General features: G+C 53.3%; 19 protein-coding genes. 8 read left to right on the forward strand and 11 right to left on the reverse strand.

The genetic code is table 11. From position 1 onward, the window contains the following. Positions 1 to 8: 8 nt before the first annotated feature. Entirely contained in the window at positions 9 to 1,274 is a 1,266-nt protein-coding gene (locus QWJ20_RS10470; protein ID WP_433992497.1) for a 4-aminobutyrate--2-oxoglutarate transaminase, read from the reverse strand. 153 nt (positions 1,275 to 1,427) lie between these two features. On the opposite strand from QWJ20_RS10470, the gene QWJ20_RS10475 reads away from it, so the two are divergent. Then, positions 1,428 to 2,921: a PLP-dependent aminotransferase family protein gene (locus QWJ20_RS10475; RefSeq protein WP_433992498.1), complete on the forward strand. Its 1,494-nt coding sequence runs from the start codon at positions 1,428 to 1,430 to the stop codon at positions 2,919 to 2,921. 192 nt (positions 2,922 to 3,113) lie between these two features. Further along, positions 3,114 to 4,208: an ABC transporter ATP-binding protein gene (locus tag QWJ20_RS10480; RefSeq protein ID WP_010276935.1), complete on the forward strand. Its 1,095-nt coding sequence runs from the start codon at positions 3,114 to 3,116 to the stop codon at positions 4,206 to 4,208. 90 nt (positions 4,209 to 4,298) lie between these two features. On the opposite strand, the gene QWJ20_RS10485 is transcribed toward QWJ20_RS10480, so the two are convergent. The 3 genes from QWJ20_RS10485 to QWJ20_RS10495 all read right to left on the reverse strand — a co-directional run bounded on the left by QWJ20_RS10485 (position 4,299) and on the right by QWJ20_RS10495 (position 6,743). Next, positions 4,299 to 4,547, reverse strand: a complete 249-nt coding sequence (locus tag QWJ20_RS10485) for a GlsB/YeaQ/YmgE family stress response membrane protein (RefSeq protein ID WP_005972245.1) — start codon at positions 4,545 to 4,547, stop codon at positions 4,299 to 4,301. Positions 4,548 to 4,854: 307 nt separating this feature from the next. Next, positions 4,855 to 5,937 carry a GTP pyrophosphokinase gene (locus tag QWJ20_RS10490; RefSeq protein ID WP_433992499.1) on the reverse strand — a complete coding sequence of 361 codons (1,083 nt, stop codon included), beginning with the start codon at positions 5,935 to 5,937 and terminating at the stop codon, positions 4,855 to 4,857. Positions 5,938 to 6,122: 185 nt separating this feature from the next. Then, on the reverse strand, positions 6,123 to 6,743 hold the full coding sequence (locus QWJ20_RS10495) for a helix-turn-helix transcriptional regulator (RefSeq protein ID WP_433992500.1): 621 nt from the start codon (positions 6,741 to 6,743) through the stop codon (positions 6,123 to 6,125). Between the two features lie 314 nt (positions 6,744 to 7,057). Between QWJ20_RS10495 and QWJ20_RS10500 the strand changes: the two genes are divergently transcribed. The 3 genes from QWJ20_RS10500 to QWJ20_RS10510 are packed head-to-tail and all read left to right on the forward strand — an operon-like array spanning position 7,058 to position 10,123. Next, entirely contained in the window at positions 7,058 to 8,032 is a 975-nt protein-coding gene (locus QWJ20_RS10500; protein WP_349719022.1) for a threo-3-hydroxy-L-aspartate ammonia-lyase, read from the forward strand. A gap of 10 nt (positions 8,033 to 8,042) precedes the next feature. Continuing rightward, complete coding sequence (locus QWJ20_RS10505; RefSeq protein WP_277517028.1) at positions 8,043 to 8,981, forward strand: ornithine cyclodeaminase family protein; 939 nt, start codon at positions 8,043 to 8,045, stop codon at positions 8,979 to 8,981. Further along, positions 8,981 to 10,123: a DSD1 family PLP-dependent enzyme gene (locus QWJ20_RS10510; protein WP_433992501.1), complete on the forward strand. Its 1,143-nt coding sequence runs from the start codon at positions 8,981 to 8,983 to the stop codon at positions 10,121 to 10,123. Before QWJ20_RS10505 ends, QWJ20_RS10510 begins: the two co-directional genes overlap by 1 nt. A gap of 103 nt (positions 10,124 to 10,226) precedes the next feature. Here QWJ20_RS10510 and QWJ20_RS10515 read toward each other — a convergent pair whose 3' ends face one another. Then, positions 10,227 to 10,703 (reverse strand): OsmC family protein, encoded by a 477-nt coding sequence (locus tag QWJ20_RS10515; protein WP_095994705.1) that lies wholly within the window; start codon positions 10,701 to 10,703, stop codon positions 10,227 to 10,229. A gap of 45 nt (positions 10,704 to 10,748) precedes the next feature. After that, complete coding sequence (locus QWJ20_RS10520; RefSeq protein WP_174865465.1) at positions 10,749 to 11,309, reverse strand: MarR family winged helix-turn-helix transcriptional regulator; 561 nt, start codon at positions 11,307 to 11,309, stop codon at positions 10,749 to 10,751. Between the two features lie 62 nt (positions 11,310 to 11,371). Here QWJ20_RS10520 and QWJ20_RS10525 point away from each other — a divergent pair, with 62 nt between their 5' ends. Continuing rightward, the gene (locus QWJ20_RS10525) at positions 11,372 to 12,244 is read left to right on the forward strand and encodes an EamA family transporter (protein WP_433992502.1); all 873 of its coding nucleotides are present in this window, start codon (positions 11,372 to 11,374) and stop codon (positions 12,242 to 12,244) included. Between the two features lie 101 nt (positions 12,245 to 12,345). On the opposite strand, the gene narI is transcribed toward QWJ20_RS10525, so the two are convergent. The 5 genes from narI to QWJ20_RS10550 form a co-directional block, all read right to left on the reverse strand. Beyond that, on the reverse strand, positions 12,346 to 13,035 hold the full coding sequence (narI, locus tag QWJ20_RS10530) for a respiratory nitrate reductase subunit gamma (protein WP_095699626.1): 690 nt from the start codon (positions 13,033 to 13,035) through the stop codon (positions 12,346 to 12,348). Then, on the reverse strand, positions 13,035 to 13,754 hold the full coding sequence (gene narJ, locus QWJ20_RS10535) for a nitrate reductase molybdenum cofactor assembly chaperone (RefSeq protein WP_039480771.1): 720 nt from the start codon (positions 13,752 to 13,754) through the stop codon (positions 13,035 to 13,037). The genes narI and narJ overlap by 1 nt, the downstream gene beginning before the upstream one ends. Continuing rightward, entirely contained in the window at positions 13,747 to 15,327 is a 1,581-nt protein-coding gene (gene narH, locus QWJ20_RS10540) for a nitrate reductase subunit beta (RefSeq protein ID WP_095994708.1), read from the reverse strand. Before narH ends, narJ begins: the two co-directional genes overlap by 8 nt. Then, complete coding sequence (locus QWJ20_RS10545) at positions 15,327 to 19,088, reverse strand: nitrate reductase subunit alpha (RefSeq protein ID WP_433992503.1); 3,762 nt, start codon at positions 19,086 to 19,088, stop codon at positions 15,327 to 15,329. Before QWJ20_RS10545 ends, narH begins: the two co-directional genes overlap by 1 nt. 464 nt (positions 19,089 to 19,552) lie before the next feature. Next, the gene (locus QWJ20_RS10550) at positions 19,553 to 20,941 is read right to left on the reverse strand and encodes a NarK family nitrate/nitrite MFS transporter (protein ID WP_095699628.1); all 1,389 of its coding nucleotides are present in this window, start codon (positions 20,939 to 20,941) and stop codon (positions 19,553 to 19,555) included. A 337-nt stretch (positions 20,942 to 21,278) separates the two neighbouring features. On the opposite strand from QWJ20_RS10550, the gene narX reads away from it, so the two are divergent. Then, the gene (gene narX, locus QWJ20_RS10555; RefSeq protein ID WP_433992661.1) at positions 21,279 to 23,087 is read left to right on the forward strand and encodes a nitrate/nitrite two-component system sensor histidine kinase NarX; all 1,809 of its coding nucleotides are present in this window, start codon (positions 21,279 to 21,281) and stop codon (positions 23,085 to 23,087) included. Next, a complete protein-coding gene (gene narL / locus QWJ20_RS10560; protein ID WP_011093590.1) occupies positions 23,080 to 23,730 on the forward strand; it encodes a two-component system response regulator NarL in 651 nt (216 codons plus the stop codon). Before narX ends, narL begins: the two co-directional genes overlap by 8 nt. The last annotated feature ends 246 nt before the right edge of the window (positions 23,731 to 23,976 follow it).

Raw genomic sequence — 23,976 nt, forward strand, 5'->3', positions numbered from 1 at the left:
CTTCTCTTCTATCGTGTTAATACGCGCGTCAGGATGCTCATCGCCTTGCTGAACTGATCGTCAGGCACCGTTAGCGGATACAGGAAACGAATCACGTTGCCATGCACGCCACAGGTCAGGAGCAGCAGACCGGCTTCCAACGCGCTTTTCTGAAATTGACGGGTAATCTCTGCCGAGGGTTTACCGGTGTGCGGATCGTTAAATTCTGCCGCAACCATTGACCCTTGTGCACGAATCGCCACCAGTGCCGGGCACTGCGCCTTGATCTTCCCCAGCGTTTCCACCAGTGCGGCACCCAGACGCTGTGCTCGTTGGCACAATTTCTCTTCTTCAATCACATCCAATACCGCCAGCGCAGAGGCGACCGACAACGGATTCCCTGCATAGGTGCCGCCCAGCCCGCCGGGAGAAGGGGCATCCATGACGTCAGCGCGGCCAACGACGCCAGAGATCGGGAAACCGCCGCCCAGGCTTTTCGCCATAGTGATCAGGTCCGCTTTCTCCGCGTAATATTCCATCGCAAACAGCTTACCGGTACGGGCAAAGCCAGTCTGCACTTCGTCGGCAATCAGCAGGATGCCATGCTCGTCGCACAGCTTACGCAGCCCGCTGATAAAGGCCGGTGGCGCGACGTGGAAACCGCCTTCGCCCTGCACCGGTTCCAGCAGAATGGCGGCAACCTGATCGGCGGCGATGTCGGTATGCATCAAACGTTCGACGCTTTCCAACGCCTGTTCAACGGTGATGCCTTGCTTCTCATTCGGATAAAGCGCGTGAAAAATGGAGCCGGGGAACGGCCCAAATCCTGTGGAATACGGAGCCACTTTGCCCGTCAGCGTCATGGTCAGTAGCGTACGTCCGTGGAACGCCGCGTTGAAGGCAATCACGCCGGGGCGTTTGGTGTACGCGCGGGCAATTTTCACCGCGTTTTCTACCGCTTCGGCACCGGTGGTAAAGAACGTGGTTTTTGCCGCGCCCTCAATCGGTGCTAGTGCATTGATGCGTTCGGCCAACGTGACATAGCTGCCGTAAGGCACAATCTGGTAGGCCGTATGGGTAAAGCGCTCCAATTGTTCACGTACCGCCGCGACAATCTTCGGGTGGCGGTGGCCGGTGTTCAGTACCGCAATCCCGGCGGCGAAATCGATAAATTCCCGCCCTTCCACATCCCACAGCGTGCTGTTTTCCGCACGCTCGGCATAGAAATCACACATGACGCCCACACCACGTGGCGTGGCAGCCAGACGGCGTTGATTCAGTTCGCTATTCTTCATGGTCTGCTCCGGTATCCCAAACACATCGGTTAGTCGTTGAACGATGGTGAGTCGAACGGTCATTGTTAGTGTAGTTGCAAGATGATGATGTCATTTAGACGCGAGATGGTTCTATAATCCAGTGCCAGTTTTGAATATTTGAAGGATCCACTTTTGCGCTCACTTCTGACCGACTTATTGCTTCAGCGTTTAGCCAACCAGCAAGACGGCGCACTGAATAAGCGTGTGTACGACAGCATTCGGCTGGCGATTCTCGATGGTGCGATTGCCGCTGGCGAGCGTCTGCCGTCATCGCGCGATCTGGCACAGCAGCTGTCGCTGTCGCGCAATACCGTGCTGACGGCTTACGAACAGCTACTGGCGGAAGGCTATATTGACGCGCGCAAAGGAAGCGGGACCTTCGTCACGGAACAGCTCCCCGATGGCAATATGCAACCGGTGAGCAGCGACAATGCCGGGGAGATACGCGAGCCTAAGCATGAGCTGTCGCGGCGCGGTATGCATCTGCTGGGGTATGCCGGTGCCTCCGCCCGACAATGGGGCGCATTTATGCCGGGCATCCCGGATATCGCCAGTTTCCCTCACGATTTATGGCGACGGATTCAGACGCGCCTGACGCGGCGCGTTCGCCCCGAACAGCTTTCCTATTCGCCGATTGGCGGCTGCCCCGAATTGCAATTGGCATTGGTGGATTACCTGCGCGTCGCCCGTTCGGTGGAATGTACCCCGGAGCAGATTCTGATTACCGAAGGCACCCATCAGGCAATGGATCTGCTGGCTAAAATGCTGTGCAACCCCGGCGATCTGGCCTGGATTGAAGATCCCTGCTATTGGGGTATTCGTAATGTCCTGACCATTAACGGCCTGCGCGTTGCTCCCATCGATGTTGATGAACAGGGGCTGGCGCCGCCAGAAACGCTTTCGCCCGACGCTGCTCCACGCTTGATATGCGTGACACCGTCACATCAATATCCGCTGGGCGCGGTGATGAGTCTGGCGCGTCGTCAGCGGCTGCTGGCACTGGCGCAGGAGCATGGCTGCTGGGTCGTTGAGGATGATTACGACAGCGAGTTTCGTTTTTCCGGCAGCCCGATCCCCGCGCTGCAAGGGCTACAGACGCAATCGCCGGTTATCTACATCGGCACATTCAGCAAAACGCTCTACCCCGGACTGCGCGTCAGCTACATGGTGCTGCCCCCGCTGCTGGCGCAGTCGCTGAAGACGGCACACTCCGAGCTCTATCGCGGCGGACACTGGCTCACGCAGGCGACGCTCGCGCAGTTTATCCGCGAAGGTCACTACGCCGCGCATATCCGCCGCATGCGCCTGCTGTATGCCAAACGCCGCGCGCTATTGACGTCACTGATCGAACAGCTTCTGGGCGCAGATTACGTCGGGGACAACAGCAACGCTGGGCTGCATATGCTGCTCAGCCTGCCTTCCCACATCGATGATGTTGTGCTGAGCGCCGCGATTTTGCGACGTGGCGTGATGGTTAAACCGCTTTCCAGCTACTATCTGCAACCGACGCCGCAGCGCGGTTTATTGCTGGGCTACGCCAGCGTGGAAGAGAGCCAAATGACGCTGGCTTTCTCCGTGATTGTGGCGTGCATTCAGGCGCTAAACACACCTCATTCTGACGTCTGACAGTTCCCGTTTTTATACACGACTCTTCGCACCGTTACGGTGCCATCCTCCCTCGATGCGCCCTATTACGGCGCACCCGTTATGATGAACGGCGGCGTTATGACGCCTTGCAGCGCGGTATTTTCTGCTCGCCAGGCATCCGGCATGGTTTATGCATTCTTATGAATAACAGTGACTGCCGGAGAGTGAAAAATGAGAAATTATGTCAGCTTCAGGAATGTTCAGAAGACCTATGACGGCGACCGCCTGATCGTCAAAAACCTCAATCTGGATATCCGTGAAGGTGAATTTCTGACCCTGCTTGGGCCATCCGGCTCGGGAAAAACCACCAGTTTGATGATGCTCGCCGGGTTTGAAACCCCGACGCAGGGGGAAATTATGCTGCGCGACGCCCCGCTGCACCATCTCCCGCCGCACCAGCGCGACATCGGTATGGTGTTTCAGAACTACGCCCTGTTTCCCCACATGACCGTGGCGGAGAATCTGGCGTTTCCGCTATCCATCCGCCGTCTGAACCGTGCCGATATCAAAGAGAAAGTGGATCGGGTATTGGATCGCGTGAAGCTCACCAGCCTGGCCGATCGCTACCCCGCACAGATGTCCGGCGGCCAGCAGCAGCGAGTGGCGCTGGCTCGCGCACTGGTTTTCGAACCAAAATTGGTGCTGATGGATGAACCGCTGGGCGCACTGGATAAACAACTGCGCGAGCATATGCAGTTAGAAATCAAAGAGCTGCATCAGTCGCTGGAATTAACCGTGGTATACGTGACTCACGACCAGAGCGAAGCGATGACCATGTCCAACCGCGTCGCCGTGTTTAACGATGGCGTGATTCAGCAGATGGACAGCCCTAGCGACATCTATGAAAAACCGGAGAACGCTTTTGTGGCGCAGTTTATCGGCGAAAACAATACGCTGCTCGCCACGCGTGCCGAGGCCGAAGGTGCATTCTATCGGGCAACGCTGGACGACGGTACTTCGCTACGCGCGCTGAAAGTCCGCCCCAGTTCACCGGGCCGAAAAATCACCCTCTGCATCCGTCCGGAACGTATTCACGTCAACGCAGCTCACGTCGATGACGGCATGCAGCACGTCAAAGCCCGCATTCAGCAGTTCATCTATCTGGGCGATCACGTCAGGATGATGACGGAAGTGGCAGGCCAACCGCAGTTTATGGTGAAACTCCCCGCCAGCGAGATTCAGCCACACTGGAAAGCTGGCACCGAAGTTAATCTGTCATGGCAGCCGGAACACCTACGCGCGCTGGATAGCATCATCACGCATTAATTGTGACGCACTGGCGGCATCAAGGAACGCAGGAAAACACTCAGGTAGGATAGAGAACGTTGCCCCTGAACAGGGGCAACGGACACAGAGCTAATCTCGAATCTTGCGGTACACCCACAGCACGACAATCGCGCCGACAATCGCCACCACAAAGCTGCCGAAGTTAAAGCCATCGACCCGGCCGAATCCAAAGAAAACGCTGATATAACCACCCACGACCGCACCGACAATCCCGAGCAACACCGTCAGGATAAAGCCGCCGCCGTCTTTACCGGGCATAATCCACTTAGCCAGAATCCCCGCAATCAAGCCAAAAATAATCCAGGACAGAATACCCATACCTACTCCTCGCGTTTTCGTTTTCACCACACCCGCTCTTTTGCCACACACTGGCAGATCGGGCAGTGAAGCAAGTATAGGTGAGGATTGAGGAAGTTGTGAGGTTCGTATCTGGTTGCCCGATGTTCAACAGTTTCTCAGGACGTTAGGTTATTATCTAGTTACGCTAACAAGCGTCGATAAAATATATAAATTCAGTACTACTGGCTAGATGTTTTGGTGACAGCTAATCTGTCACCAAAATTCGAACAGCAACGACATAGAATTATTTATAAAATACTCGAAAAAGAGATGTTTTTAATAAAAGTCATAGCAAAATATCCGCAAGTAATTTTTCAAAATCACCAACATCTGGCCACATTCCCACCAATGGACTAAGGTTTTTATTTTTTGAATAATAATCGATGTAACACAAAAACATAAAGAAAGTATATTTCATATATGCCATATGTGAACCATTTTTTTTATTAAGGGATATAATATTATTAATTGTATTGTTTATCGCAGATTTTTTTATTATATTCTGGATTTCATTAATATTCTTAAATCCAAGTAACTTCAAAATCTCAACACCTTCTTGAATGTGATGAAATTCGATTTCATTAGTACTAACCTCATTGATATTAAACCATGAATCCTTAGCTAGATTTTTATACTTTTGGTATTCCAACTCTAAATCGCTGTCAGAATCAATAAGAGCGACCAATGACATTTCATTGAGCAATATATCCCCAACTCTACTATTTATAACTTCACTCCGAACTGTTTCATCATATTCGTATATTTTCCTTTTTATATTTAAAAATTCTCTATCAACTAATTCCAAATTACCAGACAATATAGAAAATAAACGTCTTATTTCATCCGGCATGGAATTATTAGATTTGTATCCTAATTTGTGTTCTATTTCAGCCCAACAATGTTGCAATATTGTTCTTATTTGTATTTCAAATTTATAATCGCTAAAATCCGAATACTCAGGCAAAGATGATCGTTCTCTTCTCAGAGAAACAATATAATGAAGTGACATATATCCAAACCTATCTGGTTCGATTGCCTTTCTCTTATCTATAGAGTTTTCTTCGTCAATTATGAACTCTTTCTTTATTAAATCCTCAAGATCATCGATATCAGAAGAATAAAATGTGATAATTCTAAAACCAAGTATATCTGTGATATCTTTAAGATTTTTGTATTTTTTCTTTTTTTGTATTTTATTTTCTAAACTAGAGTGGTTTTTAACCCTATGGGATATAGAATGGGTGTCAATATTATTTTTCCTAACCAGAGTATTTAACAATGCATTAATTGAAACCCCCATTTCTTTTAATTCTTGTTCGTTGGATAAAAAATCTGCGATAATGTTCCCAGTTGAAGGGGCTTCACTCATAATATTACCTCTATCTTATAAATTTCTTTGCTAAATATTCCATTTATTGGTTCAAAAACAACCCGTTATTTACCCTTCAATGAACACAAGCCTAAGCAGAGAGATACACCTCACTTTCGACACAGAATCAAAAAATAAAATATACCAGTCACGTATAGTATAGAACCAACCAGATTAGAGTTCACCTACTTCGCATACAAATAAACCGACGCCCGCGATACGCCGAGGTGCTGCGCGATGGTTTCCATCGATTTTTTAACTTCCAGCAGGCCGTTGTCTTTCAGTTCCTGAAGCAGGATTTTTCTGTCCTGCGCTTTTAGCGCTCGTGGCGTGGTGGCAAGCCGAGCGGCGAAGTGATCGATGTGTTGTCTGATCGCCGCTGCGCCATTTGGTTCTAAATGTTCTGTTACGGAGTCCGAAGCGAGCTGAGTGAACTGCGCCAGCGCATTTTGCATGCCGCGAAATAGCGTCATATCGACGTTCAGGCACAGTGCGGCAACGTATTCACCTTCCGCATTTTTGATGCCGACTGAGGTGCTTTTTACTGGACGCCCGTCAGCAAACTGGTTGGCGTAATTCGCCAGAATGTTAGGAAATTCGGGCGAGGCGATGCGGGCAAGGCCCAGTTCCGTCGCGGGCGCACCGATTTCCCTGCCGGAGAGGTTATTGTGAATGGAAAGTATCGCGTGTTCTGGATTTTTCAGATCGTGCACGGCCACTTCACAGAATGGCGCGAACGTTTCGCTTAACCCTTTGGCTATCGCATCTAACTGCGTCAGCAGCAGACCTTCTCCAGATGCAGACATATTCCCCTCCCATTCCTCTACCATGCGCAATACCCATGCTTGCGCAAGCGCGTTTTCTGGCGCTGAGTTTACTGTAAGTACACCTGATTTAGTACCACACGCGCTGCCGTCAGCGGTCGCTCATGGTTCTGTGACACGTACTCGTTCCGACTTGTTTCAGCAGTACGCGATGCATTTCACGTCGGCCGATAACCTAAAGATAAATCATGTTAGACAATTTATCTAATTTTATATATTTTGTTTATCAGGTATTCGACAATATCGAGGCCAACGGCCTCCGGTATTCATAACCACTAACATCGGATTATCCAACTATGAGCGACTTACGCCTCCCCACTTTCGACGATGTGGTAGCCGCAGCAGAACGTATTGATGGCTATGCCAATAAAACGCCGGTGATGACATCGCGCACGGTCAATGACCTGTTCGGCGCAGAGGTTTTCTTCAAGTGTGAAAACTTCCAGCGTACAGGTGCATTTAAGTTTCGCGGTGCCATGAATGCCTTATTACAATTCACTGACGCGCAAAAGGCGGCTGGCGTGGTCACTTTCTCTTCCGGTAATCATGCGCAGGCGATTGCACTCGCCGCCAAATTGCTCGGCATTCCGGCAACCATTGTCATGCCGCACGATGCCCCTGCAATAAAGATCGCCGCAACACGGGGCTACGGTGGCAACGTGGTGCAATATAATCGCTACACTGAAGATCGCGAGCAGATCGGTAACGATCTGGCGAAAAAGCATGGTCTGACGCTCATTCCCCCTTTCGACCATCCGCATGTTATTGCCGGACAAGGCACCGCAACGAAAGAGCTGTTGGAAGAGACAGGCGAATTGGATGCCTTGTTCGTCTGCGTAGGTGGTGGGGGCCTGCTGGCGGGATCTTCGCTTTCTGCTCGTCAGCTGTCTCCACACTGCAAAATTTATGGCGTCGAACCTCTCGCGGGCAACGATGGGCAGCAATCGCTCCGCAGCGGCCATATCGTGCATATCGATACACCGCAAACCATCGCCGATGGCGCACAAATCCAGCATCTGGGTCACTACCCCTTCGCTCTGATTCGCCAGAACGTCGACGATATTCTGACCGTGACGGATGACGACCTGATTGACGCAATGCGGTTTTACGCCGAACGCATGAAGATTGTCGTGGAGCCAACGGGGTGCCTCAGCTTTGCGGCGGCACGCAATCTCAGTGAATCACTGCGCGGCAAACGCATCGGCATTATTATCAGCGGCGGGAACGTCGATATCAGCCGCTACGGCGCATTTCTGACCGGCAATACCTAAGGAAAAAACGATGATCTTTATTTCTGAAGCAGAATCCGCGGCACTCATCAGCCATGAGCTGGCTTATGACGCTGTTCGTGAAGCCCTGCTCGCCGCCAGCAAACCGGAAGCACACAATTTTCCGGTGGTGCATGGGCAAGGTTCCGATCCGGTCAACATATTCAGCATCAAGGCCTCAGCAACCCATGAACTCGCGGGACTAAAAGTCGGTTCATTCTGGCCGGGAAACCCCGCTAATGGGCTGCCCCGCCATAATTCCCTCATTCTGCTGTTCGATCAGCAAATCGGGCAAATAGCGGTCGCGATTGAAGGCGGAAAGGTGAACGCCTTTCGTACCGCCGCCGCCAACGCCGTTGCTGCTGATTTGCTGGCAAGACCCGATGCCTCGGTTCTCGCCGTGTTCGGAACCGGTCATCAGGCCCGCTATGAGTGCGCCGCGCTGGCAAGAATACGGCCAATTCGTACCCTGCTGATTGTCGGGCGCGATAGCAGCAAATCCGCAGAGATGGCGCAAGAATTCAAGGCAGCCGGACTGGATGCGCAAGTCAGCGATGCCGAAAGCGCGTGTCGCGCGGCGGATATCATCGTGACCGCAACGCCATCACGCACGCCGCTTTTTAACGCCGAATGGGTTAAAGCGGGAACGCACGTTGTCAGCATGGGATCGGATGCCGTCGGCAAGCAGGAACTGCCGTCAGAGCTGTTTACCGCAGGCCGCCTGTTTTGCGATCTGCCTTCCCAATCGCGAATCATTGGTGACTTCCAACATGCGCCGGCCCATGTGACGCTGACCGCCATTGGCGACGTGATTAGCGCAAGCGCAGCAGGACGACAAACGCCGGACGATATCACCGTGTTTGACAGCTCCGGCTTGTCCATTCAGGACTTATATATCGGCCAACGCATTCTTGACGCCTGGCAGCAGGCTAAACGAAGTGAAGGTGCATAATGAACAATATTGAATGGCTTAATGCGCTGGAAACGCCCTTTTTGCTGATTGATGAGTTCCGCTTTCAACGCAATATCGACAGGCTGTATCAGCGTACGGAAAAGTTAGGCAGCCAAATTCGACCACATCTCAAAACGCTACGCTCAATTGAAGCGGGTCGCTATCTGCTCAAAGACGCTGCGTCACCCGCGACGGTTTCGACGCTGGCAGAAGCGGAAGCCTTTGCCGCCGCAGGTTATACCAACCTGCTCTACGCCGTGGGGATCGCTCCGCACAAGCTGCCGCGCATCACCAACTTAATCCGTAAAGGCGTGAATATTCATATCCTACTGGATAGCCCAGAACAGGCACGTGCGGTGACCGATTATGCACGCGCCAATGGCGTGACGTTTTCGGTCTTTATTGAGATCGACTGCGACGGTCATCGCGGCGGCATCCCGCCAGAAAGCGACGCACTACTTGAGCTGGCACAACAGATTGACGGCAACGGCGCGACGCTCACCGGCCTGCTGGCACACGCGGGAGAATCCTACGCCTGCCGTACGGACGAAGCGATCAGGGCGGCGGCACGCGCCGAATGCAAAGCCATCAACACCGCCGGACAACGTGTACGGGCGCTGGGAATTGCCTGCCCTGTGCTCAGCGTCGGTGCTACGCCGACGGCGCACTTTGCCGAGGATTTAACGGGGATTACCGAAGTCAGAGCGGGCGTTTTCACCACGTTCGATCTGGTGATGAAAAACGTCGGGGTCTGTTCGCTGGATGATATCGCGATGTCGGTCGTCAGCACTGTGATTGGGCATAATCGCGAAAAAGGCTGGGTGTTTATCGATGCGGGCTGGATGGCGCTCTCCCGCGATCGCGGGACGGCATCTCAGGCAAAAGATTACGGTTACGGACTGGTGTGTGATCTCTACGGCAGCCCTTACAACGACCTCTGCGTGACGATCACCAATCAGGAACACGGCATTATCGCACTACCCGCCGACAGTGGACTTTCAACCGACAATTTCCCCGTCGGCACACGGCTGCGGATACTGCCTAACCACGCCTGTGCGACAGCTGCGATGCATCAACACTATCAGGTTTTGAAATCGCACAGGAATGAGCAGGAAACCTGGCAGCGCATTACCGGCTGGTGATGCTCGGCTGGCCGTAATCGGTCACACCGCCCGATCTGAACGCGTCGGGCGGTACTTTTCGCGTGACTCGCGATGATATCGGCACGTCATCACCCTATTCAGTTTAACCTTTCGTTCCCAACGTCGGCTCGCAGTTCACTGGGAAATTCACCGAATGGGCGATATAACAGGCATCATGCGCTAATTCGTGCAACGTGGCATATTCCTCGGCAGTAGGCTGCTTTTCGCCGCTGAATGTCACCTGTGGGCGCAACGTGACGTCCAGCATCGCCATTTTTCCCGCTGCATTCACACCCATCGTTCCCACCGCCTGATCCTGATAGTCATCGACACAGAAGCGCTTTTTGGCCGCAATGGAAAGAAACCACAGCATATGACAGCTGGACAGCGAGGCCACCAGCGCCTCTTCAGGATCGACCGCATCTTCCAGCGAAAAAGGCAGCGGCACGACATGAGGTGATGACGAAGCGCGCAGCGTAATACCACCGTCAAACTGCCACTGATGCAGTCGACTGTAGCGGTTATCAATAAAATCTTGCCCATTGCGCTGCCAGCAGATTGACGCACGGTATTCAGACATGCCCAGTTCCTTTTGTAATAACGTATTGAGGTTTCGTCCGGCGAATTACTTTGTCTCTAACGACTTCGTCTCTTTAGGCGCAGCACGTCCGGCGTGACTCTCCAGCCCTCGCAGTAGCGCCGCGAGGTTAGCATCAAGAGAAGCCAGCACCTCGGCAGGCAGCACCGATAACACCTGACGTTCATTCTCGATGTGTGCCTCAACCGCGCGGTTAATCAGTTCAAGCCCCGTGCCGGTGAGTTGCACGAGCATACTGCGCGCATCCTGTTCGTTCTGCACACGTTCGATAAATCCTCGGGTTTCAAGGCGCTTAAGTCGGTGAGTCATCGTGCCTGACGTCACCATCAGCGCGGAGAACAGTTCCGTCGGGCTAAGGCAATGTGGCGCACCGGCACGTCGCAGCGTAGCCAGCATGTCAAACTCCCAACTGCTCAGTTCAAATCGGGAGAAGCAGGCTTCCAGCCGCAGTTCGATGAACGCGGCACATCGTCTGAGGCGTCCAATCGGCCCCATGGGGCTGGCATCTAGATCGGGCCGTTCGCGCCGCCACTGTTCAAGGATGGCATCTACCGCATCATATTCGTGTTCGCTGGTTTGATTTTTCATTTATCTTGACTTCAAGGTAATTAATCAACACTATCATGATATCTTGAATTGAAGGTAAAGTCATGAACACTGCATCCTCACCACACTATTGGCGTGACGTCATACTCACGGCGCTGGCTCCCGCGATTTGGGGGTCGACCTACATCGTGACATCAGAAATCCTGCCACCAGATCGCCCCTTTACGGCGGCGCTTATCCGCGTGCTGCCTGCGGGTCTGCTGCTGCTCTTATTCACGCGCCGCTTCCCCGCTCGGCAAGACTGGTGGCGGGTGCTCGTGCTCAGCGCCCTGAATATCGGCGTCTTTCAGGCGCTGCTGTTCGTCGCGGCTTATCGCTTGCCTGGCGGACTCGCAGCAGTCCTTGGCGCGATCCAACCGCTGCTGGTGATGGTGTTGGTCTGGGCAGTGGATCATCGAGCACCCAGACTGGCGACGCTGTGGTCGGCGATCATCGGTGTGGCGGGCATGGCTATTTTGCTGCTGTCGCCGCAGACGACATTTGAGCCCGTGGGCGTTGCCGCCGCGCTGCTGGGGGCGGTATGTATGGCTACTGGAGTCTGGTTAACACGTCGCTGGCAACTTGATTTGCCCGTGCTGCCGCTTACTGGCTGGCAGCTCTTCCTCGGCGGATTGATGCTGGCACCTGTTGCGTGGATCGCTGATGCGCCGCTGCCTGCTTTAACCCTGTCACAGTGGGCTGCCTATTCCTATCTCTGTCTTGCGGGTGCTGTGCTCGCTTATGGGCTTTGGTTTCGTGGCGTATCCCGCCTGCCGACGGTTGCCGTTGCATCATTGGGGTTGCTGAGCCCGCTGACCGCCGTGGTGCTAGGCTGGGCGTTGCTTTCACAGTCGATAACCGGTACGGCGTTTCTGGGTTTGACGATCGTTCTGGCGAGTGTCTTCGCCGTGCAATGGACGACGGCGCGAGGTAAGTAATCAACGAAGAGCTGCTGATGACGAGCGTTGTTGGCGGGGAAAGATGAGAGGGAAGACATTAAAACGGCGGCGTTATGATAACTCCGCCGTTTTTATCATACTTAGCGACGGTTACGTACTAACTGGTAGCGACGCGTCAGGTACTCGACCGGTGCGCTCCAGATGTGAACCAGACGGCAGAACGGGAACAGAACAAACAGCGTCAGCCCCAGCACGATGTGCAGTTTGAAGATCAGCGCAACACCCACCAGATGTGCAGATCCTCCCCCCTGGAAATACGCCACGCTCTGCGCCCAACCGACCAGCTTCTGCATTTCACTGCCGTCCATATGCTGTGCAGAGAACGGAATGGTCAGCAGCCCTAAACCAGCCTGAATCACCAGCAAAGACAGAATGAGAATGTCGCCAACGCTGGAGGTGGCACGAATGCGCGGGTTGGTCAGACGGCGCTTTAACAGCAGCACGCCACCGACAAACGTCAGCAGACCTGCCGCACCACCGCCGAACATCGCCATTTTCTGTTTTACATCCATTGGCAGGAAGGCTTCGTACATCCAGTGCGGCGTCAGCATACCGAGGAAGTGCCCGGCAAAGACGCCCAGAATCCCAAGATGGAACAGGTTAGACGCCAGACGCATCCCTTTCTTATCCAGCATTTGGCTCGAACCGGCACGCCAGCTGTACTGGCCGTAGTCATAGCGCAACCAGCTGCCAATCAGGAAAATAGCCATCGCCAGATAGGGATAGATGTCAAAAAAGAACACATTAAAATAGTTCGTGATTGCACTCATTAGCGTTGCCCTCCCGCCGATGTCGCGTCAAGATTCAGATATTGCGGCACCACCGCGCCAGCGAAGCGGCGTTGGTGTTGCGTTTGTTGGGCCGATGCGCAGCCTTCTTCGCCGAGGAACTTAACCTGTTCCTCTTCCCATACGGCATCCAGCGCCTGCGGCGTGTCGTCACGCGCTTCGTCAGCGACCTGATGTGTGACATCGTCACTTTTCAGGTCACTGCCGGACAACGCCAACAGCAGATCAAACAGCGCGGCATAGCTGCTGTCTCGCTGCTGCAAACGCGCGCCAATCAACGCCAGAATCGGCGCGATGTCGAGCAAACCCGCGCGACTCTGCGCGGGCTCCAGACGAGAAAGGTACTCAAGATACAGCGGCAGGTAGTCCGGCAACTCACGGCAATCCAGTGCCAGACCGGCATCCTGATATTGCTGCATGAGATCGACCATCGCCTGACCACGGTCACGAGACTCACCGTGAACGTGTTCGAACAGCAGCAGCGAGGTTGCCCGACCGCGGTCAAACAGGCCGCTATACTCCGCCTGTTTGTCCAACAGATCCTGCGCGCACAACGTGTTGATGAACTGCATGAGCTGATTGCTCTCACGCAGCGGTAAAGCATCAGTTTGCTCGACCGCTTCGATCAACTCAGCTCGGTTTTCCCACAGCTCGCTATCGGGATAGTCCAGCAGGCGGGCAATAATCCGCAGGCTAATCATGATTCGTCTCCCGCATGATTTTGCTGTTCATGTCGCGCGTTTTGTTGCTGACATCAATGGCATCAATACGCTTGCTGTTGAACAGGTTGAATTTGGTATCGCTACCGTGGCAACCATCGCCAAAGCTGAAACCACAGCCTTTGCTTTCTGGGAAGGCTTCACGCGCCAGCTCACGATGGCTTGATGGAATCACGAAACGGTCTTCGTAGTTCGCAATCGCCAGATAGCGGTACATTTCCTGCGCCTGCGCTTCCGTCAGCCCAACCTGCTCCAGCGCGCTGGTATCGATTTTGCCTTCTACGGTTTCTGCACGTTTGTAGTGACGCATCGCCAACATACGTTTCAGCGCCAGCAATACGGGCTCGGTATCGCCTGCGGTCAGCAGGTTCGCCAGATATTGCACTGGAATACGCAGGCTTTCGACGTCCGGCAATACGCCGGTGTGCGCCAATTGACCTGCATCCGCGGCAGACTGAATCGGTGACAACGGCGGCACGTACCACACCATCGGCAGCGTGCGGTATTCTGGGTGCAACGGCAGCGCCAGCTTCCAATCCATCGCCATTTTGTATACCGGCGACTGCTGTGCCGCTTCAATGACGCTGTTTGGAATGCCATCTTTCAGCGCTTGCTCGATGACTTTTGGGTCGTGCGGGTCAAGGAACACATCCAGTTGGCTCTGGTACAGATCTTTCTCGTTTTCCACAGAGGCCGCTTGCTCGATGCGGTCGGCATCATAGAGCAGCACGCCCAGATAGCGGATACGTCCGACGCAGGTTTCTGAGCAGAGCGTCGGTTGACCACTTTCGATACGCGGGTAGCAGAAAATACATTTTTCTGATTTTCCGCTCTTCCAGTTGAAGTAGATTTTCTTGTACGGGCAACCGGTCAAACACATACGCCAGCCGCGGCATTTATCCTGATCGATCAGGACGATACCGTCTTCGCCACGTTTGTAGATCGCGCCGCTTGGACAGGTCGCCACACACGCCGGGTTCAGGCAGTGTTCGCACAGACGCGGCAGATACATCATGAACGTGTTTTCGAACTGGCCGTACATCTCTTTCTGCATTTCGTTGAAATGGACAGGATCGAAGTTCTTATCCTTGGAGCGTTTGCTGAATTCGCCGCCCAGATCGTCTTCCCAGTTCGGGCCGTTCTCGATTTTCTTCATTCGCTGACCGGTAATCAGCGAGCGTGGACGGGCGACAGGCTGATGCTTGCCTTCCGGCGCTTTACGCAGGTTCTGGTAGTCGTAGTCGAACGGCTCATAGTAGTCGTCGATTTCCGGCACATCCGGGTTAGCGAAGATTTTGGACAACACGCTGATGCGGTTACCCATACGCGGTTCGAGCTTGCCGCTGATTTTACGGATCCAGCCGCCCTTCCATTTTTCCTGATCTTCCCAGGCATGGGGATAGCCCACGCCCGGTTTGGTTTCGACGTTGTTGAACCAGGCGTATTCCATCCCTTCACGGCTGGTCCAGACGTTTTTACAGCTGACGGAGCAGGTGTGACAGCCGATGCATTTGTCCAGATTCAGCACCATGCCCACTTGTGAACGAATTTTCATCAGGCTTTCTCCTGCTGTACCGCTTTTTGTACATAGTCCTGACCTTCATCATCCAGCCAGTCGATGCGTTTCATTTTACGAACTACGACGAACTCATCGCGGTTTGACCCAACGGTGCCGTAGTAGTTAAAGCCATAAGCCAGTTGGGCATAGCCGCCGATCATATGGGTCGGTTTCGGCGTGATACGGGTGACCGAGTTGTGAATACCGCCGCGCTGCTGAGTAATTTCCGATCCCGGCAGGTTAATAATGCGTTCCTGCGCGTGGTACATCATGGTCATTCCCGCTGGCACACGCTGGCTGACAACCGCACGCGCCGTCAGCGCACCGTTGGCGTTGAACGCTTCTATCCAGTCGTTATCCTCAATACCCAAATCGCGTGCATCGTCTTCGCTCAGCCAGATAATCGGGCCACCGCGACCCAGCGTCAGCATCAACAGGTTGTCGCTGTACGTGGAGTGAATGCCCCATTTCTGGTGCGGCGTCAGGAAGTTCAACGCCTTTTCCGGGTTGCCGTTAGGTTTCTGATTCATCACCGGTGCAGCAGCACGGGTATCGACTGGCGGACGGTAGACCAGCAGGCTTTCACCGAAGGCGCGCATCCACTCATGGTCTTGATACAGCTGTTGGCGACCGGACAGCGTACGCCACGGAATCAGCTCGTGAACGTTGGTATAACAGGCGTTATAGGAAACGTGTTCATCTTCCAAACCAGACCAGGTCGGGCTGGAGATAATCTTGCGCGGCTGCGCCTGAATATCGCGGAAGCGAATTTTCTCGTCTTCTTTATTCAGTGCCAGATGCGCGTGGTCACGACCGGTGAATTTGCTCAGTGCTTCCCACGCTTTCACGGCTACCTGACCATTGGTTTCCGGGGCCAGAGACAGAATCACTTCTGCCGCATCGATCGCCGTTTCAATCTTCGGACGACCCGCCGCCGCACCTTCAGTCTTGGTGTAGTTCAGTTTTTTCAGGAAATCGACTTCGGTTTGCGTGTTCCAGCCGATGCCTTTACCGCCGTTGCCTAGCTTGTCCATCAACGGACCGAGCGAGGTGAAACGTTCGTACAGGTTCGGGTAGTCGCGCTCCACCATCATAAGGTGCGGTGCAGTTTTGCCCGGAATCAGATCGCATTCGCCTTTTTTCCAGTCATCCACACCGAACGGCTGCGCCATTTCTGCCGGGGAATCGTGTTGAATAGGCAGAGTAACCAGATCGGTTTCCTGACCCAGATGTCCCTGACAGACGCGGGAGAAGGCTTTCGCGATGCCTTTGTAGATTTCCCAGTCGCTTTTGGAATCCCATGCCGGATCGACAGCCGCAGACAGCGGGTGAATAAACGGATGCATATCCGAGGTATTCATGTCGTCTTTTTCGTACCAGGTTGCCGTTGGCAGGACGATATCGGAGTACAGGCAGGTGCTGGACATACGGAAATCAAGCGTCACCACCAGATCCAGTTTCCCTTCAACGCCTTGGTCGCGCCATTCCACTTCTTCTGGTTTCACGCTGCCCGCGGTACCCAGATCTTGCCCTTGAATACCGTGCTCCGTACCCAGCAGGTACTTCAGCATGTATTCGTGGCCTTTACCGGAAGAACCCAGCAGGTTAGAACGCCAGATGAACAGGTTGCGCGGGTAGTTTTGCGGACTATCCGGCTGTTCAGCTGCAAATTTGATGTCGCCTGATTTCAACGCAGCAACGGTATATTCCTGCGGCGTGATACCAGCGGCACGCGCTTTTTCTGCGATATCCAGCGGGTTAACGTTCAACTGCGGTGCAGACGGCAGCCAGCCCATACGCTCGGCGCGCACGTTGAAGTCAATCATGCTGCCGGTAAAGCGGGATTTATCTGCCAGTGGTGACAGCAGTTCCTGCGGCGCGACGGTTTCATAACGCCACTGGCTAGAGTGGTTATAGAAGAACGACGTACTGTTCATGTGACGAGGCGGACGCTGCCAGTCCAGACCAAACGCCAGTGGCGTCCAACCGGTTTGCGGACGCAGTTTTTCTTGTCCGACGTAGTGCGCCCAACCGCCACCGCTCTGACCGACACAGCCGCAGAAAATCAGCATGTTGATGATGCCGCGGTAGTTCATGTCCATGTGATACCAGTGGTTGATACCGGCACCAACGATGATCATGGAACGACCGTGCGTTTTATCAGCGTTATCCGCGAATTCACGCGCAATGCGGATGATGTTCTGACGAGAAACGCCAGTAATCTCTTCGGCCCAGGCTGGGCTGTACGCTTTCACATCGTCGTAATCACGCGCACAGTTGTCGTCGCCCAGACCGCGATCCAAGCCGTAGTTCGCCATTGTCAGGTCATACACGCAGGCAACCAGCGCTTCGCTACCGTCAGCCAGCGTCAAACGCTTAACCGGCAGTTTGTGCAGCAAGATTTCTTCTAGCGCAACGTTGTTGAAATGCTCGCTGACCGCGCCGCCAAAATACGGGAAGCCGACATCAACTACATCGTCGTGCGACCCCAGCAGGCTCAAGCGCAGCTTCACTTCTTCGCCGCTCACGCCGTCGCGCTGTTCCAGGTTCCATTTGCCCTGATCGCCCCAACGGTAGCCGATCGACCCTTGCGGAGCCGTCAGATTGCCACTTTCATCGTCAATTGCGATGGTTTTCCACTGCGGGTTGTTGTCCTGGCCGAGGTTGTCCACCAGATCGGAGGCACGCAGCATACGACCCGCCGCGTAGTAACCGTCTTCACGTGGCTCCAGCAGCACCAGCATCGGTAAGTCCGTGTATTGACGAACGTACTCGCTGAAATACTGGCTCGGTTTGTCGAGGTGGAACTCTTTCAGAATAACGTGGCCCATTGCCAGCGCCATTGCGCTGTCGGTGCCTTGTTTTGGGTTCAGCCAGTGGTCACACAGTTTGGCGATTTCAGCGTAGTCCGGCGTAACCGCGACGGTTTTAGTGCCTTTGTAGCGAACTTCCGTAAAGAAGTGGGCATCCGGCGTACGGGTTTGCGGAACGTTAGAGCCCCAGGCAATGATGTAAGAGGAGTTGTACCAGTCGGCAGACTCCGGTACGTCAGTCTGCTCACCCCAGGTCATCGGTGACGCCGGTGGCAAGTCACAGTACCAGTCATAGAAGCTCAGGCACACGCCGCCGAGCAGAGAAAGGTAACGTGCACCGGCCGCGTAGGACACCATCGACATCGCAGGAATCGGTGAGAAACCGATCACGCGGTCTGGACCGAAGGTCTTGGTGGTGTAAACGTTAGAAGCAGCGATCAGTTCGTTGACTTCATTCCAGTCAGAACGAACGAAACCGCCACGGCCACGAATTTGCTTGTAGTATTTGGTCTTCTCGGGGTCGTTGACGATGGATGCCCAGGCATCAACCGGATCGCTGTGCGTCAGTTTCGCTTCACGCCACAGTTTCAGCAGGCGCTTACGCATCATCGGGTATTTCAGGCGGTTAGCGCTGTAAAGATACCAGGAGTAGCTGGCGCCGCGCGGGCAGCCGCGAGGTTCATGGTTAGGCAGGTCCGGGCGGGTACGCGGATAGTCAGTCTGCTGCGTTTCCCACGTCACCAGACCGTTTTTCACATAAATCTTCCAGCTACATGAACCGGTACAGTTTACCCCGTGGGTAGAACGTACGATTTTGTCATGCTGCCAGCGACTGCGATAGCCGTCTTCCCAGTCACGATTGGTATTGAGGGTCTGGCCATGACCATCAGAAAACGGTTCGGCCAGTTGTTTGAAGTAACGTAACCGGTCAAGGAATTTGCTCATCCGGACTCTCCTGCTGCGAAGCCTGCTGGCCCCTGTCGTTATGAAATGCTCGTAGCAGACATCTGTTTTTGCTTACGACACATCGCTCAAGTTGGCGCTAGGGTATCCAGCAACCGCGTTGTCAAACTTGATAACGATCAAGAGTGTCACCCTGTGAAAAACGGAGTATATCGCCAACTACCACCAAAGAATTATTACAGGAAAAACACATAATTAATTGATTTTAAAAGATAAAAATAAAACCATTCGTTTTGTACTTATACTGAATTCATACACACGACTATTTAGAGGTAGTAGTCGGAAGGCGACGAAAAATCGTACAGATTCAGTAAAGGGGGTAGCTGGATGCCGTGCAAAAAAAACGCCTCCCCGAAAAAGAGGAGGCGCTGAGAAAGGGGCACCGATCTTTCTGACCGTGAGTCCCCGATCGTTATCGAGAGGAATCAGTTTTTCTTTCTGGCGAATCAGTTTTTCTTTCTGGCATAGAACAGCCAGGTCACCAATACACAGACGACGTAGCACACCACAAACACCTTCATCGCTCCGGTGGGTGAACCGGTTAACTCGAGCGACATCCCAAAGGCTTGAGGAATGAAGAAGCCGCCGATAGCGCCAATGGCCGAAATAAAGCCCAGCGCCGCTGCGGTGTCCGTGGCTGCCGCACGCTGCGCATCCGCATCGCTTCCACCTTGTGTTTTCACGCGATCTGCCGTTAATTTACGGAAAATCACGGCGATCATCTGGAACGTGGATCCACTACCCAGACCGGCAGTCAGGAACAACATCATGAAGATGCCAAAGAACATCCCGAATGAACCCGCAGAGTTCGCACTCGGCAGAGACAGGAACAACAGCACTGAGAAAATCGTCATCAGGATGAAGTTAATCAGCGTCACTTTTACACCGCCAAAGCGGTCAGACAGCATTCCGCCAACCGGACGTGCCAACGCCCCCAGCAGCGGCCCGAAGAACGCGTAGTACAGAATCACGATGTCCGGGAACTGCGTTCTGGACAACATGCCGAAGCCTGCCGAGAAACCGATAAATGAGCCAAACGTGGACAGATACAGGAAGCTGAGTATCCACAGGTGCATTTGCTTCAAAACGGGCAGTTGCTTACGTATCGACGCATTAGCCATAGGCAGATCGTTCATGCCAAACCAGGCGGCCGTTGCGGCAATCACCAGCAACGGCACCCACATCCAGGCAGCATGGTGCAGCCAGATCTGTGTGCCGTCAGGTTGCACCACGCCGTTGTCAGAAAATCCCAGCATCGGCAGGAAAATCACCACCGGCACCAGCAGTTGCATTACACTCACGCCGAGGTTGCCCAATCCACCGTTAATGCCGAGCGCACTACCCTGACGTGATTTGGGGAAGAAGAAACTGATGTTCGCCATGCTGGACGCAAAGTTAGCACCGGCGAAGCCGCACAGCAGAGAAATCGTAACGAAGACGCTGTAAGGCGTTTGCGGATTCTGTACGACAAACCCAAGCCAGATGCATGGGATAACCAAAATAATGGTACTCAGCGTCGTCCAGCGGCGACCGCCAACCAGCGGGATGACGAAGGAGTAAGGAACGCGCAACAGCGCGCCGGAGACGGAAGGCAGAGCGGCAAGTAGAAATAACTGGTCTGTGCTAAAACTAAATCCAACCTTGTTTAGGTTAACGGCCACGGTGCTGAAAATCATCCAGACACAAAACGACAACAGCAGGCACGGTACAGAGATCCAAAGATTACGCTGTGCTATCCGTTGTCCGCCAGATTGCCAGAATTTTGTATCTTCAGGATTCCATTCCCTTATCAGCGTGCTTTGCGATACTTTTTCGGGTGATGAAGGCTGCGTCATAAAAAACCTCGATAAATAAAAACGCGGTAGAATTAAGGCGCAACATTAGGGATTACACCGCAGGTAAAATTGATGCAAATCAACGCGCTGTCAGGTAAAAAAATCGTGTAAAAATAACCACACTCCTTAATGAGTAATAAAAATAGAAAAATAAGCAACGATAATTCAAGCTGTTATATCTCTATTTTTTCTTACTGTCATATCCCCTTTCAAGGCATGGATATTCGGTGGTACTCACTAGTGGGTATAGGGTTATCATGTAGGATCGGGAAAAATGCCAAAAGGGTTATCCTTCTCGGTACTGGTTTTCTACTCCTCCAGCAGAGGTCGCTTTATTATGTTGAAACGTTTCCTGCTGCCGCTGTCGCTCGTCAATCAGGTTGCCTTATTGATGCTGCTACTCGGTTTGCTGGGTATTGCAGGTATGTCGGTTTCCAGTTGGATGTCTCAAAGCATCCAAGGGAACGCGCACGCCATTAATAAAGCGGGCTCGTTGCGCATGCAGAGTTATCGCCTGCTCTCGATGGTGCCGCTCTCTGCCGAGAATGAAATTTATCTGCGAGAACTCGAAGAAGACGAAATCAGCAGTGACCTACAGCAGGCAGTACGTCGGGAAGGGCTTAGTGAGCAATTCACTGCCCTACGCGTTTTCTGGTTGGAGAACCTGCAACCGCATCTGCGGCAGGCAACGAATTCTGCTGATGCCTCGGCGGATGTCGCCCGCTTCGTGAAACAGCTGGACGATCTGGTTTCCGCCATCGATCATAAAACCGAACAGCGGTTGAGGATGGTCACGCTGGTACAGCGCATCTTCATCGGCATTATGTTTATTCTGCTGGTTACCACGTTCTTTTACCTGCGTCGCCGCCTGTTGAGACCGTGGCGACGTCTGGTCTCGATGGGACAAGCTATCGGGCAAGGTGATTTCACACAGCGCGTTGCCATCAACGGTCATGATGAAATGAGCACGCTGGGACAGGTGTTGAACAGCATGTCGGATGAACTTTCCGCCATGTACCAAAGTCTGGAACTGCGCGTCGCCGAGAAAACGGCCGACCTGCAACAGAAAAACGATCTGCTTTCTTTCCTCTATCGCGCCAGTCGACGCCTACATACCGGGGCACCGCTGTGCAGTCGACTGATGCCGATCCTGAACGAACTGCCATCTTTGACCCCGCTGCGCAATGTTCAACTGCGGCTGTATGAAGATAATAATCAGGAACAGTTTCACCAGTTTAGCGATTGCAGCCAGTCACAGCCGGATCACTGCCCGGATAACAGCTGTCAGAGTTGCGGTATGCAGGTAAAGCGAGAAGAACTGCCGGGTGAGCCTCACTGCTGGGATCTGCATGATAAACACGGACAATATGGCGTTGTGTTAGCCACGCTGCCGGGAAATACCGTACTAAGCCGCGATCAAAATCAGTTACTGAATACCTTATTGGAACAGTTGACCAGCACGCTGGCGCTGGAGCGTCAATCCAACCATCAACAGCAGTTGATGCTGATGGAAGAGCGCGCCACCATTGCCCGCGAACTGCACGACTCTATTGCGCAGTCCCTCTCCTGCCTGAAAATTCAGGTGAGCTGTCTGCAAATGCAGGGCGGCGATTTACCCCCTGCTTCACAGCAGTTGCTGACGGAAATGCGGGAAGAGTTGAACACCGCCTATCGCCAACTGCGTGAGCTGCTGACGACGTTCCGGTTGAAGCTGTCGGAATCCGGCTTACTTGCCGCGCTGAGGGCGTCGGTCGATGAATTCAGTAAGCGACTGGGCTATCCTATCGAATTACATTACCGCCTGCCGCCGCAGTCGGTCTCCGCGCATCAAGGTATTCACGTCCTGCAAATTGTGCGTGAAGCGCTGAGCAATATTTATAAACACGCGCAGGCCACACAGGTCGATATTACGCTGCAACTACGTCAGGGTTACATCGAACTCAGCGTAGCCGACAACGGCATCGGTATTCCTGATGATGCCAGCCGCGCCAACCACTATGGACTTATTATCATGCGCGACCGTGCACGGGGTTTGCACGGCGAATGCATTGTTCGACGCCGGCCGTCGGGGGGCACTGAAGTCAATGTCAACTTCCTCTCCGAATACCGTCACCGGCTGCCATTAACAGGAGAAACTCATGATTAACGAAGATGCTGCCACCCTACTGCTGATTGACGACCATCCCATGTTGCGGAATGGTGTTAAGCAACTCATCAGCATGGATCCAGAATTACAGGTGGCAGGTGAAGCCAGTCACGGCGAACAGGGTGTCGAGCTAGCGGAACAGCTGGACCCAGATTTGATTCTGCTCGATTTGAACATGCCCGGCATGAATGGCCTGGAAACGTTGAATCGTCTGCGGGAAAAATCGCTGTCTGGCCGCATTGTCGTCTTTAGCGTATCCAACCATGAAGACGATGTTGTCAATGCCCTGAAAAATGGTGCCGATGGTTACCTGCTGAAAGATATGGAGCCGGAAGATTTACTGGCTGCGCTGCACCAGGCGGCGTCAGGGAAAATGGTGCTAAGTGAAACGTTGACGCCGATTCTGGCCGCCAGCCTGCGCGAAAGCCGTCATAGCAGCGACCGAGACATTCAACTGCTCACGCCGCGCGAACGCGATATTCTGAAGCTGCTAGCTCAGGGATTGTCCAATAAAGTGATCGCCCGCAAGCTCACGATTACTGAAAGTACCGTTAAGGTTCACGTCAAACACCTGTTGAAAAAAATGAAGCTAAAATCACGGGTTGAAGCGGCTGTCTGGGTATTACAAGAAAAAGTGATTTAATCACATCGTCACAAGATACCGCGATTGTCAGCGGTACGGATAAGGCGCTCTGGCGCCCTTCCGTCCGAGATTATCCTCGCGTGAGCGAGGATGCCGCCGTACTGATTCAAACGTCGTAGTTCATGAAAACGCTGTAGTTGATGAAAACAGAGTTGATGAAAATAATTGTTGGAAATACCACCAACGTCCCGCCCAATCTAAACGGTTGCTAAACGACACCGGCATTTATAGCCATTATCCTAATTA

Origin of the sequence: Pectobacterium sp. S5 (assembly GCF_051707265.1) — a bacterium.
Taxonomy (GTDB): domain Bacteria; phylum Pseudomonadota; class Gammaproteobacteria; order Enterobacterales; family Enterobacteriaceae; genus Pectobacterium; species Pectobacterium polare.

Bases quoted from the DNA above. Each gene is read 5' to 3' on its own strand.
- QWJ20_RS10470 (WP_433992497.1), bottom strand. From the start codon at position 1,274: ATGAAGAATAGCGAACTGAATCAACGCCGTCTGGCTGCCACGCCACGT.
- QWJ20_RS10480 (WP_010276935.1), top strand. From the start codon at position 3,114: ATGAGAAATTATGTCAGCTTCAGGAATGTTCAGAAGACCTATGACGGC.
- QWJ20_RS10485 (WP_005972245.1), bottom strand. From the start codon at position 4,547: ATGGGTATTCTGTCCTGGATTATTTTTGGCTTGATTGCGGGGATTCTG.
- QWJ20_RS10490 (WP_433992499.1), bottom strand. From the start codon at position 5,937: ATGAGTGAAGCCCCTTCAACTGGGAACATTATCGCAGATTTTTTATCC.
- QWJ20_RS10495 (WP_433992500.1), bottom strand. From the start codon at position 6,743: ATGTCTGCATCTGGAGAAGGTCTGCTGCTGACGCAGTTAGATGCGATA.
- QWJ20_RS10500 (WP_349719022.1), top strand. From the start codon at position 7,058: ATGAGCGACTTACGCCTCCCCACTTTCGACGATGTGGTAGCCGCAGCA.
- QWJ20_RS10505 (WP_277517028.1), top strand. From the start codon at position 8,043: ATGATCTTTATTTCTGAAGCAGAATCCGCGGCACTCATCAGCCATGAG.
- QWJ20_RS10510 (WP_433992501.1), top strand. From the start codon at position 8,981: ATGAACAATATTGAATGGCTTAATGCGCTGGAAACGCCCTTTTTGCTG.
- QWJ20_RS10515 (WP_095994705.1), bottom strand. From the start codon at position 10,703: ATGTCTGAATACCGTGCGTCAATCTGCTGGCAGCGCAATGGGCAAGAT.
- QWJ20_RS10520 (WP_174865465.1), bottom strand. From the start codon at position 11,309: ATGAAAAATCAAACCAGCGAACACGAATATGATGCGGTAGATGCCATC.
- QWJ20_RS10525 (WP_433992502.1), top strand. From the start codon at position 11,372: ATGAACACTGCATCCTCACCACACTATTGGCGTGACGTCATACTCACG.
- narI (WP_095699626.1), bottom strand. From the start codon at position 13,035: ATGAGTGCAATCACGAACTATTTTAATGTGTTCTTTTTTGACATCTAT.
- narJ (WP_039480771.1), bottom strand. From the start codon at position 13,754: ATGATTAGCCTGCGGATTATTGCCCGCCTGCTGGACTATCCCGATAGC.
- narH (WP_095994708.1), bottom strand. From the start codon at position 15,327: ATGAAAATTCGTTCACAAGTGGGCATGGTGCTGAATCTGGACAAATGC.
- QWJ20_RS10545 (WP_433992503.1), bottom strand. From the start codon at position 19,088: ATGAGCAAATTCCTTGACCGGTTACGTTACTTCAAACAACTGGCCGAA.
- QWJ20_RS10550 (WP_095699628.1), bottom strand. From the start codon at position 20,941: ATGACGCAGCCTTCATCACCCGAAAAAGTATCGCAAAGCACGCTGATA.
- narX (WP_433992661.1), top strand. From the start codon at position 21,279: ATGTTGAAACGTTTCCTGCTGCCGCTGTCGCTCGTCAATCAGGTTGCC.
- narL (WP_011093590.1), top strand. From the start codon at position 23,080: ATGATTAACGAAGATGCTGCCACCCTACTGCTGATTGACGACCATCCC.